Origin of the sequence: Paenibacillus phytohabitans (assembly GCF_013141775.1) — a bacterium.
GTDB lineage: Bacteria > Bacillota > Bacilli > Paenibacillales > Paenibacillaceae > Paenibacillus_AQ > Paenibacillus_AQ phytohabitans.
The window spans coordinates 29,122-43,197 of record NZ_WHOB01000068.1 but is presented as its reverse complement, the minus strand read 5'-3'; the positions used below and the strand labels follow the sequence as shown (position 1 = coordinate 43,197).

13 protein-coding genes are annotated in these 14,076 nt (G+C 53.2%); 12 read left to right on the top strand and 1 reads right to left on the bottom strand.

Translation table 11 applies throughout. The annotated features are described in order from the left end of the window. The first annotated feature begins 33 nt into the window (after positions 1 to 33). The 11 genes from GC101_RS22825 to GC101_RS22775 all read left to right on the top strand — a co-directional run bounded on the left by GC101_RS22825 (position 34) and on the right by GC101_RS22775 (position 11,629). Positions 34 to 2,604: a DUF2339 domain-containing protein gene (locus GC101_RS22825; protein WP_171719143.1), complete on the top strand. Its 2,571-nt coding sequence runs from the start codon at positions 34 to 36 to the stop codon at positions 2,602 to 2,604. Further along, positions 2,570 to 3,889: a hypothetical protein gene (locus tag GC101_RS22820; RefSeq protein WP_171719142.1), complete on the top strand. Its 1,320-nt coding sequence runs from the start codon at positions 2,570 to 2,572 to the stop codon at positions 3,887 to 3,889. Before GC101_RS22825 ends, GC101_RS22820 begins: the two co-directional genes overlap by 35 nt. A gap of 17 nt (positions 3,890 to 3,906) precedes the next feature. Then, positions 3,907 to 4,626: an HAD family hydrolase gene (locus GC101_RS22815; protein WP_171719141.1), complete on the top strand. Its 720-nt coding sequence runs from the start codon at positions 3,907 to 3,909 to the stop codon at positions 4,624 to 4,626. A 24-nt stretch (positions 4,627 to 4,650) separates the two neighbouring features. Beyond that, positions 4,651 to 5,763 (top strand): MBL fold metallo-hydrolase, encoded by a 1,113-nt coding sequence (locus tag GC101_RS22810; protein ID WP_171719140.1) that lies wholly within the window; start codon positions 4,651 to 4,653, stop codon positions 5,761 to 5,763. 69 nt (positions 5,764 to 5,832) lie between these two features. Continuing rightward, positions 5,833 to 6,111, top strand: coding sequence for a hypothetical protein (locus GC101_RS22805; protein ID WP_042140389.1), 279 nt, complete (start codon positions 5,833 to 5,835; stop codon positions 6,109 to 6,111). 280 nt (positions 6,112 to 6,391) lie between these two features. Further along, on the top strand, positions 6,392 to 6,592 hold the full coding sequence (locus tag GC101_RS22800; RefSeq protein WP_019914790.1) for a cold-shock protein: 201 nt from the start codon (positions 6,392 to 6,394) through the stop codon (positions 6,590 to 6,592). A 197-nt stretch (positions 6,593 to 6,789) separates the two neighbouring features. After that, entirely contained in the window at positions 6,790 to 7,020 is a 231-nt protein-coding gene (locus GC101_RS22795; protein ID WP_039304815.1) for a cold-shock protein, read from the top strand. A gap of 207 nt (positions 7,021 to 7,227) precedes the next feature. Next, a complete protein-coding gene (locus tag GC101_RS22790; protein ID WP_171719139.1) occupies positions 7,228 to 7,476 on the top strand; it encodes a hypothetical protein in 249 nt (82 codons plus the stop codon). Between the two features lie 155 nt (positions 7,477 to 7,631). Then, positions 7,632 to 9,407, top strand: coding sequence for a cache domain-containing sensor histidine kinase (locus tag GC101_RS22785; RefSeq protein WP_171719138.1), 1,776 nt, complete (start codon positions 7,632 to 7,634; stop codon positions 9,405 to 9,407). Next, the gene (locus GC101_RS22780) at positions 9,391 to 10,191 is read left to right on the top strand and encodes a response regulator transcription factor (RefSeq protein WP_039304820.1); all 801 of its coding nucleotides are present in this window, start codon (positions 9,391 to 9,393) and stop codon (positions 10,189 to 10,191) included. Before GC101_RS22785 ends, GC101_RS22780 begins: the two co-directional genes overlap by 17 nt. A 112-nt stretch (positions 10,192 to 10,303) precedes the next feature. Next, positions 10,304 to 11,629 carry an extracellular solute-binding protein gene (locus GC101_RS22775; protein WP_216626720.1) on the top strand — a complete coding sequence of 442 codons (1,326 nt, stop codon included), beginning with the start codon at positions 10,304 to 10,306 and terminating at the stop codon, positions 11,627 to 11,629. 141 nt (positions 11,630 to 11,770) lie between these two features. Here the strand turns inward: GC101_RS22775 and GC101_RS22770 are convergent, their stop codons facing one another. Further along, entirely contained in the window at positions 11,771 to 13,150 is a 1,380-nt protein-coding gene (locus tag GC101_RS22770; protein WP_076243606.1) for an MATE family efflux transporter, read from the bottom strand. 288 nt (positions 13,151 to 13,438) lie between these two features. On the opposite strand from GC101_RS22770, the gene hxlA reads away from it, so the two are divergent. Beyond that, positions 13,439 to 14,071: a 3-hexulose-6-phosphate synthase gene (gene hxlA / locus GC101_RS22765; RefSeq protein ID WP_042140384.1), complete on the top strand. Its 633-nt coding sequence runs from the start codon at positions 13,439 to 13,441 to the stop codon at positions 14,069 to 14,071. The last annotated feature ends 5 nt before the right edge of the window (positions 14,072 to 14,076 follow it).

The window sequence follows — 14,076 nt, the reverse complement described above, 5'->3', positions numbered from 1 at the left end:
AACAATTGCTGATAGCAGGCACTGGGGGGCGCTATGGAGGATTTCAGAGATCGGCTGAGGGCTGTACAGCAGCAGCAGGACGGGCTTTTGAAAGAATACCAGGCTTTGATTGAGGAATATGAGAGCAGCGATCTGGTTCATGAGAATGAAGCGCTGAAGAAGGAGAATGAAGAGAACAAGCTGATTCTCAGGGAACTGAAAATTCAGGCTTCAATATTGCGGCAGGATAACTCCGAGCTGCGGACGGCACTGACGGAGCAGATTCTGGATGAGAAGCTGGGCATTCTGCGGGTATCGCGGCAGAAGCTGCAGACCTACTTTGGCTCGCAGAATAATGCCTACCTCGACAGGCTGACTTCCTTCGAGCTGGAGACCAGGCAGCGTATTGATGTCACGTTCAGACGTGCCAAAGCTGAGCTGGGGCAAGACCAGGCGCAGATAGCCGCCATGCTGGGAGAAGTGCAAGGGAGGCTGAATGAGAGTATTCTCCTGCGCAGAAAGCGGCAGCGTGAGGTGGAGCAGTCACTGACAGGGGCGCTTGACAGCCGTATGGATGTCTTTGCCGCTGAGGGGGTCAGTGAGGAAACGCTGCTGCGCCGCCGCAAGCAGAACCGGATTGAAATGAAGATCGGTCTGAACTGGATCAACCGCCTGGGGATTCTGCTGCTGATTCTGGCAGTGGGGGCCGGGTTCAGATACAGTTATTCCACCTGGTTCAATGACTATATGAAGGGCAGCGCCTTCTTTCTGCTTGGCGCTATCATGCTGGGCGGCGGCGAGTGGCTGTTCCGCAAAGGCAGGGGAGCCTTTGCCCTGGGTCTGATCGGAGGCGGGGTATCCGTACTCTACGGCTCAATCTTTTACAGCTATTTTTTATTGGAGATTATCGGTTTATGGGCCGGGATCGGTCTATCCGTACTGGTCACTCTATCCGCTGTGCTGTTATCGCTGCGCTATGAGTCGCGGACGATCTGTTCCATGGGGCTTGTCGGCGGTTATCTGCCGCTGTTCTCTTATATAGGGGCGTTCGGGCTGGAAGGCAGCGCAGTGTACGCGGCTATGGGCTATCTGTTCGTGCTGAACCTGCTCATTCTGCTGGTCTCCCTGCGCAAGCGCTGGGTTATTGTCAATTACATCAGCTTCCTGTTTAATATACCCTCCATGCTGCTGCTGATTAATCTGTCGGACAGCAGTGCAGCGGGCATGCTCTGCGCTATATTGACCTTTGTCATGTATCTGGGCATCACACTCTGGTACCCGTTCAAATACAAGTCGAAGCTCGCCTGGCTGGATTTCTGCCTGCTGGGCTGCAATACGGTCATCAGCTGCGCAACCTTGTATATTCTTTTCCTGGATGCAGGTCTGGGCGAGTTCAAAGGCGCGCTTGCCTTGTTCTTCTGTCTGATGTACCTGGGGCTTGGCGTTCTGCTGGAGAAGCGGATGCCGCAGGAACGGGAGAGCAGACTGCTCTTCTACGCCACCTCTTTGACCTTTGCCGTACTGATGATCCCGTTCCAGTTAGGAACGGCCTGGTGGTCCATCGGCTGGCTGATTGAGGGAGTGCTTCTGACGGTCTACGGCCAGCTGTACCGCTTCAAGGCAGTGGAACGCTCGGGCTGGGGGATTCTCCTGCTCTGCCTGGGGACGTTCTTCGGCATCGACGGGCTGCTGCGGATATCCGAGCTGAGCCCTGTGGTCATCTACAGCAATCCGTATTTTGAGCTGAAATATACCTTTATTACTGCGGGGATGGTTACGGTAGCCTTGTTCTATGCGGTCCGTCATTCCCGGGAGGAGCTTCTGCTCCGCAGCTCACCTGCCGAGGTGCAGGGGGTAGTCTGGTTCAAATATGCTGCGATCCTGAATTTCTATGTATATCTGGTGTATGAAGCCTTGCGGCTGTTCGACCGTGCAGTTCCGGAAGATATGGCACACAGTACATTCTACAAGCTGCTGCTGGCTGCCTTGCTAACGGCTGGCCTTGCCTATGTGCTGCCGAAGGTTAAGGTGCTGTATGATACGGTGGTCGGTTACATGGTCACGCTGATGTACGGGATCACTTATGCTATCTGCATCGGCATCACGCTCGGCATGCCTAGCCTGCCAGCCGGATTATCCGGAAGCTCCGGGGCAGATCTTCTGGTGCTGGGTCTGCTTATTCTCTTCAATTTGTTCGTGTGGTTCAGCGGCGGAAGACTGCTGCGGACAACGCTCCTGCGCGATTACAAGAATATGGAGCTGGTTCCGGTGGCTATGGGTATCTATCTGCTGGTGATGCTTACTGCATTCCTTGGGGTGCAGATCCGGCTGCATGATGGCGGACTGGCTTTCAGTCTGGTCTACCTGCTGCTCTCGGTGCTGTTCATTATGTACGGCTTCCGCAAGCGGTATCTGTATATCCGCCGTTTCGGGCTGGGCCTGTCACTGCTGGCAACCGGCAAGCTGCTGCTCTATGATCTGACCCTGCTGAACACCGGCAGCAAGATCATCGCTTATTTCAGCTTCGGACTCTGCCTGCTGGGGATTTCGTATCTCTATCAGCGGATATCGGCCAGAATGGAGGAAGCCTATGCGCTCGCAGAGAAAGACCAGCCGGAGAGCTAGGGCGGCAGTGCTGCTCGTGGTGCTGGGAGGCTTGCTGCTGTTCACCTCCGCATATCCGGCGCAGGGTACGGCATCGGCATCGGCTGGCTTGGCGGAGAAGGCTGACAGCGGGCAGTGGAAGTTCTCGCGGGCCATCGGAATTCCTGAGCCGGCCCCTTATTATGAGGTATATCTGGACGAAGGCGTGTATGGCTCGGCAGCGGAGGATTTGCGCGATCTGCGTATTACCGGCAGCACCGGCGAGCCGGTTCCTTATTACCTGGAGAGCGGAGAGGGAACGGTGGAGGAGCGCAGCACCGCCTATTCATCGATTCTGATCCGCCGCGCGGACCAAGGGACGGACACCCTGCTGGATTACCGGATTACACCGCTTGCCGAGCATGTGGATATTCAGGGGAACAAGCTGGTGTTTGAGCTTCCAGATGAGTCCTTCCTGAAGCATGTGGAGGTGTGGGGAGGTTATGACGGGAATGCCTGGGAGCCGCTGGCCACAGGGGATTTGTACGCTACGAACGGGTTAAGTGCGGACAGCATTGAGCTGGAGGGCAGCTACAAGTTCAGCTTTTACCGGCTCGTGGTAAAGAGTAATCCGGAGGGGCTGAATTTCCCCGGCCTGACCCTGGTGGACAGCAGCCGGGAGGTGAAGATGGCCGGATTCATGCGGCAGAAGACGCCGCAGTATGAGATCAGCCAGGTGGAGAACCGCACCGAGATCGTCATCAGCAACAAGGACCGGCTGAAGATTGCCAGGCTGACACTCGGCAGCACCGGGAATTTCTCGCGGCGGTATGAGCTGTATGACAGTGACGGTATAAGGCTGCCGGTGGCGGGCAGCGGGGAGCTGTACCGGCTCGATTTCAAGGATTCCCGGATTTCGCGGACGGACATCCAGCCGCTTCAGGCCTCCTCTTCCGGTGCCCTGCGGATTATAATCTATAATCTGGATGATACCCCGATATCAATTACCGGCCTGAAAATAGAATATCTGGTGGACCGCCTTGTCTTTGCGGGAGGAGAGCAGGAGCAGGGACCGTATTCGCTGATCTACGGCAATGCCCTGGCACATGCTCCGCAGTATGATATTATTAATTTCAAAGACCAGATTGCCGGGGACAAGCGGGTTACAGCTACGCTTGGTGCAGAGAATATGATACCCGAGGCACCTTCAGAATCTCCGGCACAAAGCGGATGGTTCCAGAGTGAATGGGGATTCAACCTTATTATTATCGTGGTCTCCCTGCTGCTTATTCTCATCGTGGCCCGTAAGCTGGGCCGGACTAAATAGGAAGGGATGCCGGATCTATGTACCAGACTTATATTTTTGACCTATACGGAACCTTAATTGATATTGAGACAGATGAAGAGCATCCGGAGGTATGGGAGCGGCTGGCGCTTCATTTCAGCTATCACGGGCTGCGCACGGCAGGGGCGGAGCTGCAGTCCCGTTTCCTTGCCGAGCGTGACCGGCAGCTTCAAGCCGCTGCACAGAAATGCCAGTTTCCCGATTTCGTCATGGAAGAGGTCTTCCGTGCCGTGGCCCGCGACTTAGGGGGGAATCCCGGGCAGGCCTGGCTGCATGAGACTGTCCGCTGGCTGCGGACCTTATCCATGAACCATATCGCGCTCTATGACGGAGTCCCGGAGATTCTCCGGACCTTGCGGTCACGCGGCAAGAAGGTCTATCTGCTCTCTAATGGCCAGAAGACCTTCATTGAGGCAGAATTAACCATGCTGAACATTCTGCATTTATTCCATGGGATAGCCATTTCCTCCGAAGCCGGAGTAAGCAAGCCGGACCCGCTTTTTTACCGCTACTTGGCGGATACCTATGGTGCCGATCTAAGTTCGGCGATTATGATCGGCAATGATCCGCGTACGGATATTGCCGGAGCGGAAACAATCGGCATTGATTCGTGTTATATTCATACAGCCTCCTCTCCGGATAACGTTCCGGTGAAGAGCACGGTGCAGATCTGGGATGGGGATATACGCAAAATTCCGGGCTGGAGCCTGCAGAAATGAACTCGCAGAAAGAAGGCTTACCGCATGACTCTGATTGTTATTGATATTGCAGCTTCTCTGGTGATACTTGTTGCAGCGGCGTATCTGCTTATGACCCTCTATCCGGCGTTTGGACGGAGGGCAGGGAAGCAGGAAAAGGCGCTGAACAGCCGCTCGCTTAATTATAGCAAGGGCAAATTTGCTTATCCGCAGACGGCTGAACTCATCGGCGAGAGAGCTGGCGGTGGCGGCCTGTCCATTCTGAAGGATTTCATTAGAGGCAATCCCCGGTCCAGGCCGGCCGAGCCCCTGCAGCCGCTGCCGCTGCAACCTGCATCCATCGGGCAAGGCCCGGGCACCCGCGTTACCTGGTTCGGCCACTCTGCGGTATTGCTGGAGATGGACGGGGTCACACTGTTCCTGGATCCTATGCTGGGGAATGCCCCGTCCCCGTTCCCGTTCATCGGCGGCCGCCGTTACAGCAAGCAGCTGCCGCTGGAGATTTCCCAGCTTCCGCAGATTGATGCGGTTGTGTTATCCCATGATCATTATGATCATCTGGACTACGGCACCATCCGCAAGCTTAAGGATAAGGTAGGCCTGTTCATTGTGCCGCTTGGTGTCGGCGCCCATCTGCGCCGCTGGGGGGTAAGCGCAGAGAAGATCCGCGAGCATGACTGGGGAGATGAGCTTGCGTATGCAGGCCTGACCTTTACCAGCGCGCCGGCCCGGCATTTCTCCGGCCGGAGTCTGCTGGACCGCAACACCACACTGTGGTGTTCATGGATAATCCAAGGAGCGGATACGAAGCTCTTCTTCAGCGGGGACAGCGGCTACGGGCCGCATTTTGCCGAGATTGGACGCAAGTATGGCCCATTCGATCTCACGCTGATGGAATGCGGCCAATACGATCCGCGCTGGGCCGATATCCATATGCTGCCGGAACAGACGGTTGAAGCACATATAGATGTGCGGGGAGGTCTGCTTATTCCGGTTCATTGGGGGGCCTTCACCCTGTCGATGCATGACTGGACCGATCCGGTGGAGCGCATTGCAGCTGCGGCTGCAGCTAAAGGGGTACGGCTGGCTACACCAAGAATAGGAGAGACTGTAGTGGCCGGAGCTGCGGAGTATCCTGCTCTTCCCTGGTGGAGATGAGGCTGCGCGGCCTGAGGGGACTTGTGGTACAATCATTGTGCATAAATGCCAAGGAGCTGACTAACGAAGATGAGTAATGAAGTGAATGAGCAGGAACTGGTGGAAGTATTGTCTGCACAGACGAAGGTGGATGCGGCCGTGATCCGGCTGGTGCTGAAGCACGAACAGGCCTTCATCAACAAAGCCAAGGCCAATGCCAAGGGCGAGATTGATATCGATAATGATGATCTGGTCGATTATGTTACTGCGCAGCGCGATGTTAAGCTGGACGAGCTGACCGTAGAGACTATTCTCGATGCGGAGATGGACTATCTGATGGACAAGGGACTGGCCGGATATATCGACTAAACCCTGCAGCTGCCGGGCGCGCGGTGCGGTTGTTCATGGAGCGCCGTGCGCCGGGTACGATATAATTTCACTTATTTTTAAGTAATTTTAAGTAATCCTTTGCTTTTAGAGAATTAGTGTGCTACAATGAAGTCAATCATAAATTTAACCCTTAATTCACATATTGTAAAAGGTTATCATTTGTGCGTATGAATCCTTTTCCAATGTGTGAATTTTTATTTGTTCGTACAATACGTAGGAATAAAAGGACATGTGTTAAATAAAACTTGGAGGTAATATCATGCAAACAGGTACAGTAAAATGGTTCAACGCAGACAAAGGTTTCGGTTTTATCGAGGTTGAAGGCGGAAGCGACGTATTCGTACACTTCTCCGCAATCACTGGCGACGGCTTCAAATCTTTGGACGAAGGCCAACGCGTTGAGTTCAATGTAACTCAAGGCGCTCGTGGACCACAAGCCGAAAACGTTGTAAAACTGTAGTATTAAAAAATAGACTGCCCTTAACACAAGTTGAGGGCAGCTTTTTTTTTGAACAGGCCAGAACAAGCTACCATCCTGCCATAACAGTCCGGTTGGGCTGGAAATATGTCTTTATTCGAAGGGTATGCTTCCGAAGCGGGCTTTGTAAGAACCGGTTCAGGAAGTATATGCTAACAAAGCTATTAGGAGGGGTACTTATGTATTTTCGTAAAAAAGCGCTGGAGGATCTTCCCCAAGAAGACACAGCCATTTGGTCCTGCACTAAGGAAGATTGCTCCGGGTGGATGCGCGACAACTTCGCCTTCCAATATGTCCCTACCTGCTGGCAATGCAACTCGCCGATGACCAGAAGCATGAAGATACTGCCTATGCTTGTGAATACGAATTTTGACATGAAGGCGATCAAGAAAGGCATTACCATCCGGTAATCTGCCAATTCCTGAACGCTCTGTACAGAATCAGATTATAGCAGTGACACCATAGCAGTCAGTTCCCTGTGGGGAACGGGCTATTTTTTTTGTCCTGGCAGCGGATGGGTGTCCGGGGTTGACAATAGCGGGGAATCAAGGGATATTAGAGATGAGGATAAGGAATACATAATTGGAAAATGGTCTCAACGGCAAGGAGGTTGTGGTATGGCTATGAACAAATATCTTAGGCTTCTTCTTCTGATTATGGTTATCTTGAATACAGTAAATATTAAATATCGCAATCCGGTTTTGCTTGTTGCCGTACCTGCTATAGCAATTATAATCTTTATTCTGGATATTTACCTGGAGCCAACCCGCCGGAAGATACTGATGTACAGCATCTGCGCCGTCCTGCTGGCCTTACTGTGGATAGCCCTGGACCGGGAGTGGATCAATCCGCTAATGTTCATCTAGTCCCTTCTGCTGCAGCCCTTAAACAGCTCCTGGAACAAGGAGCACTGCTTAAGGGCTCTTTGCTGCCCTGTGCCGGGCAACTAATTTCTCTTGACAAACCCCGGGACTTTTGGAGAATAGAGTTGGAAACGCTGCCAAGGAAAGAAGGAATTCCGATGTTCCAGAGATTCAAAGAACTCAACACGCTGCGCAATCAAATATTCATCGGCTTTGTGCTGGTTATGCTAATCATTCTTCTGGTTTCAGGGGCGTTTGTATATGACCGGGTATCTATTCTGCTCAAAAATAATGCTGAGCGGCATATCCAGCAGACGGCGGTTCAGGCGAACGGACGGCTGAATGCGCTGATTGGCCAGATTGACAGCCTGATGGAGCAGGTGGCTAACCACCCTACGGTGCAGCAGCTGCTTCTGGAGGAGCTGAACGGCAATGAAGTGTCATTCAATCAGCGGCAGTCGCTGCTGCAGATTATCTCCAGCTATCAGGCGTATATGCCGAGCGTAGGATCTCTTGAGCTGTATACCGCCGATTACCGGCTGCTCTTCCCGATTAAGGACGGCAGTCTGGGGACGAGAATCAACGAGCCGTATATCAGCGAGGCTAATATCCAGAAAGGGCGGCTGGTCTGGATCGGCGTCGATCCGCATGACAGCCAGAGCCTGCTGGCCATCCGCCAGGTTAGCCTCATGGACCGCTGGTTCTCGCGGGGAGGGTATCTGATGGCGCGCATCCAGCGAAGCTACTTCCAGCTGGATGATCCGATCTCCGGCAGTGAAGGAGGCGAGTCTGTGCTGCTGGTGAATGATGAAGGCCGGCTCCTGGGCAGCAGCGGAACACCGGAGGCGGACCTGCTGCCGCTGCTGGAAAGTGTGGACCAGACGGTCAGCTTTCACGGCAAGGAGTATGTACAGGTTAAGCTGCGCTCGGACAAGACCGGCTGGACACTGCTTGTGCTGACCCCTGTCAGCTATGTCACCAAGGGGTTATCTGTGCTGCGGACGGTTCTGCTGCTGTCAGGGGGGCTGGGAGCCCTGCTTTTCCTGATCATGTCGTTTCTATTGTCAACGATGATCACGAGGCCGATTATTCATCTGATCCGGGCTATGCGCAAATCGCGCTTAGGCGTGCTGACGCCCAACTCGCAGAAGGTCTCTACGATGGAGCTGCGGGAGCTGAATTATACCTATAACGGCATGGTGGCCAATATGAATGATTTGATCCGGGTCGTCTACGAGAAGGAAGTATTACAGAGCCGGACCGAGCTCAAAGCGTTGCAGGCGCAGATCAACCCTCATTTTCTGTTCAACACCCTGGAAGCCTTTAACTGGTCGCTTGAGGAAAAGGGGGAGGAGGAATTGGCCGGATTGGTCGTAGTAATGTCCAGGCTGTTCCGCTATATTATTGGCAGTCCCAATAATAAAGACGAGTGGGTTGCGCTTAGTGAAGAGGTTGAACAGATCAGGCGTTATCTGAAGATCATGGAGATGCGGATGGGCGAGCGCCTGTCCTGGGATATTGTGCTGGACCCGCGCGAGGCGGCTGTTCCGGTACCCAAGCTGCTGATTCAGCCGATTGTGGAGAATGCCATTCTTCATGGAGTGGAGAGCCGTGTCGGCAGCGGCAGTGTGGAGGTTACGATCACCCCATCGCCCCGTGACGGCTGGACCTCGGTGAAGGTATCCGACAATGGGCCCGGCATGGAGGAGGATACTCTGCGGGCGCTGCGCAATACACTGGAGGGCGGCCCGTCGATCTCCGCCAAAGGCAACGGGGTCGGCCTGGTGAATGTACAGCGGCGGCTCAAGCTGTATTACGGGGAAGAGGGCAACAAGTCGGAGGGTCTGATGATAGAGAGCAGGTTATCCGAAGGGACCGTTATTACTTTTGAAATTCCAAGCAATGGAGGATATACCTATGAGCCTGAGCAATAGGACGATTCTGATCGTGGATGATGAACCGAGAACACGGCAGGGCATCAAGCAGACGCTGGAAGTATGGGCGGCCGGCCGGTATGCCGTGGAGACCTGCGACAACGGGGTTGAGGCGCGCGAGCGGCTGCGGCAGGAGCGGGTTCATCTGCTGATTACAGATGTGCGCATGCCTGAAGTTAGCGGACTGGATCTGATCCGTTCCCTGCAGGAGTCAGCCTGGAAGCCCGTTATTATTGTCATATCCGGCTATGCCGAATTCGATTATGTGCAGCAGGCTATGCGGCTGGGGGCGGTCAACTACCTGCTTAAGCCGCTGGACAAGTCCGAGCTGCTGTCCGTGGTTGAGGATGCGCTGAAGCGGGAGGAAGAGCAGCAGCGCCACGTGAAGCTGGAGAAGCTGGTGGATCATAAGCTGATGGAGATTGACCCGGATCAGGCGCGCATGGGGCAGCCGGTCAAAGAAGCGATCGCCTATGTGGAGCAGCACCTGCATGAACAGCTGACAATGGCAGAGGTAGCGGGCCTCATCCATCTGAATGCCAGCTACTTCAGCGTATTGTTCAAGGAGCAGGCCGGAGTATCCTTCAGCGAATATCTGGCGCGTCTGCGAATTCAGCGGGCTAAGGAATTACTGCTGCAGACCTCACTGTCTATAGGGGAGATCGGGGAGCGGGTAGGCTATCGGACGGATAAGTACTTCATTAAGGTGTTTAAGTCGCTGGAACAGTTAAGCCCAAGCCGGTATAGGCATAAAATGAAGGGCGGATCGCAGGAAATCCATTAAATGTGGAATTTTAGCCAATAAGTGTAGTCTTATATCCCTCCGGGTACGATGCTAGAATTTGATTGATAGCGATTACATCAGGCCGCGTAATGTGAAATGGGAGGCTATAGCAATGTTGAGGAATAACATAACCAGGGGACTGTTCCTGACACTTACATTGGCCCTTGTTCTGACCGGCTGCAGCTTTACACAGGATAATAATAGTGCGGCGGCAGCCACCAATGCTTCGGCCCCAAAAATAACGATTCATATGATGCACCTATGGCCGGCCGGCCTCTCCGCCCAGCAGAATAAGCTGGTTAGCCAGATCATCGGGGAGTACGAGAAAGAGAATCCTAATATTATAATCCAGCAGGGTGTGCTGGAGAATGAACAGTACAAGAATAAGCTGAAGGTGCTTTCTGCCTCGAATGACCTTCCGGATGTAGGAATCACCTGGGCAGCAGGCTTCATGGAGCCTTATGTGAAGGGCGGATTATTCGCTCCGCTGGATGACATCCTGAATGGTACGCGGTTAAAGGGTAAATTCGTAACAGGCACTACCGAAGCCTATGTGGTCGATAATAAGACGTACGCACTGCCGATTGAGCTGAACATTTCCCCGATATACTATAATAAGGATATTTTTGCAAAATATAATCTCCAGGTACCTGCTACATACGAGGAGTTCAAGCAAGTGGTAAGAACGTTATCCCAGCATGGCGTGGCTCCTGTTGCCCTCGGTAACAAGGACCGCTGGACCGGCTCGCTATGGTATATGTACCTTGCTGACCGTATCGCGGGCAGCGATACACTGAAGCGCGCAACGAAAGGGACAAGCTACTTCGATGATCCCGGCCTGGTCCGGGCTGCGGCTGAAGTGCAGACGCTGGTGGATATGAACACCTTCAACAGCGGTTTCAACGGGCTATCTAATGATGAGGGCAAATCGGAATTCTTGAATGAGAAGGCGGCAATGTATCTGACGGGTACCTGGGAGCTTCCTAACTTCACGACGAATCCGGAGATCCCGCAAGACTTCAAAGATAAGGTAGGGTTCTTCAAATTCCCGACGGTGGAAGGCGGAAAGGGCAATATCAACAGCTGGGTTGGCGGTCCGGGTGTCGGACTGTTCGTAGCCGAGGCTTCCAAGGTTAAGGAAGAAGCGAAAGCATTTGTCGAATATTTCGTATACAAATGGGGAGAGGCCTCTGTAACCACTGCAGGTGTAATTCCGGCGACCAAAGTGGATACCACGAATGAAGAGCTGCCGCAGCTGTATGTCGAACTGCTGAATGAATTAAACCATGCGAGCAGCATCACCCTGTTTGCTGATATCCAGATGAAGCCGAACGCCGCCCAGGTCCATCTGGATATGATTCAGGCGCTGTTCGGCAAAGCGATTACACCAGAGCAGTTCGCCGCCAAGCATAAAGAAGCAGTAGCCAAAGGAACCTGATAAGCGTACAGCCTTATGACAAAGGGATGCCAATTAGCCGGATTACACGGCCGGGGCATCCCTTATTTGCGGAGGCGGATTCAAAAGGCGGCCCGCCCCAATCGCAGAGATCAGGGTGAACCGCCTGTTTGTTGCCGCAGATTAATGCGCCGGCGCAGCGCTCAGCGGTTCTGCAGGTTCATGCTGGATCAGGCCGTGTTTCTCCCAGGCTCTGCTCTTCCAGCGGAAGTACATAATGACCGCCCGGACCCATTCATCGAATGCAGTGGCCAGCCAGACTCCGGCCAGACCGAGATCAAGCGTGAACACCAGGAAATAGCCCAGCGGCAAGCTCATGCAGACCATGGAGATCAGGCCCATGTAGACCGGGAACTTGGCATCGCCTGAAGCGCGCAGCGAGTTGATAATGACCAGGTTGCAGGTGCGTCCGGTCTCGAGGAAGAAGCTGAGCAGGATCACTTGTGCGCCCATAGTTATAATCGTTTGATTATCCGTGAACAGGCCCATCAGCGGCACGCGGAACAGAATGACAACCGCGTCCATAATTACGGTGACCAGCAGCGCCCACTTTACACTGGAGAACACCCGCGAATAAGCTTCCTTGGGCCTCCTAGCACCCACGAGATGGCCGACAATGATCGAGGTGCCCATGGATACGGCTACGCTGAAGAGGAAGATGTAGCTGGAGATGTTCAGCGCGTATTGGCGGGTAGCCATGGCTTCAGCACCCAGATAAGTGATGTATAAAGTGAAGACCAGCTGGCAGCACTGATAGATCACCGATTCAAAAGCGGACGGGATGCCGATTTTGAGAATCTGCAGCACATATTTTTTGGAGAGATGAGTGTAATAGGTCCATTTAACCCGCACATCCATGATCCGGTAGAGCAGCAGGAAGAACAGGACCAGACAGATCAGGCGGCTGGCAACTGTTGAGATGGCTGCGCCTTCGACACCGAGTGCCGGCAGTCCGAAATGTCCGAAGATCAGCAGGTAATTGCCCCCGACGTGGATCACGTTCATTAGCAGAGAGACTACCATGGTCTGTTTCGTGAACCCGTGCGTCCGGATGGTGGTGGCCAGGGCGTTCAGCAGTGCCTGAAGGAAGATTCCGCCCCCGACAATATGCATATACGATTTGGCATAGACGAGAATTTCACCTGTCACATTCAGTGCCGTCAGCAGCGTTCCTCCGAACAGCAGCAGAATTGTACTCAGAATAATCCCGACCGCAAGATTGAGCGTTATGGCGTTGCCGGTTACCTTGGCTGCTTCTTTGGGCTGCCTGGAACCGAGATACTGCGACACGACAATGGCCGCGCCGTTCCCGATGACACTGAGCACAAGAATGGCTATGGCGATAATCTGATTGGCTGCCCCGACACCGGAGACTGCATCATCCGACACGGAGCTGATCATGAATGTATCTACACTCCCCATGAGCATAAACAGGAACAGCTCGAGGAAAATCGGCCAGGTCAGCTTAATTAAATTGAACTCTTTGGGTTTGCTTGCTTCCATAATAAACTGTACACCTTCTTGTTGTTGAAATAGGATTGCCGCCGGAGAATTTGTAAATCTAATGTATGGTAGCACAGCTTTTGTGAAAATGCAGTAAATTTAAGAAAATTCTGAATAAATTCAACCTTCGTTTTCAAAAAGACGCACCAGACAGCCCGGCCCCCGCCCAATAGTATCCTTCAGGTAACTACATCACAATAAAGTGCCTACTTCCCTTATCGGCAGTATATACCTAAACTTAGTACATCACTTACTAAAATATATTAACGACGAGGAGATTCTAAACCTATGAAATTACAGCTAGCACTCGATCTGGTGGATATTGCGGGAGCCAAGGCTATTGTTGCGGAAGTGGCCGAATTTATAGATATTGTGGAGATTGGAACACCGGTTGTCATTAATGAAGGTTTGCATGCGGTAAAAGCGATCAAGGACGCTTTTCCGGCACTCACGGTCCTGGCCGATCTCAAAATCATGGATGCCGGCGGCTATGAAGTGATGAAAGCTGTAGAAGCGGGAGCGGGAATCGTTACCGTGCTTGGCGTGTCCGATGATTCAACGATCCGCGGCGCGGTGGAAGAGGCCAAGAAGACCGGTGCAGAAATCCTGGTTGATCTGATTAACGTGAAGGATCTGAAGGCCAGAGCCGCTGAAGTGGACGCACTTGGCGTTGATTATGTCTGTGTACACTCGGGATATGATCATCAGGCAGAAGGCAAGAATTCCTTCGAGGATCTGAGAGCGATTAAGAGTGTGGTTACAAAAGCGAAAACAGCGATTGCCGGCGGAATTAAACTGGGCACGCTGCCTGAAGTGATTGCTGCGAATCCTGATCTGGTAATCGTGGGCGGCGGGATTACCGGTGAAGCGGATCAGAGAGCGGCTGCGGCGGAAATGAAGCGCCTTGTAAGCCAGGCTTAAGCAGC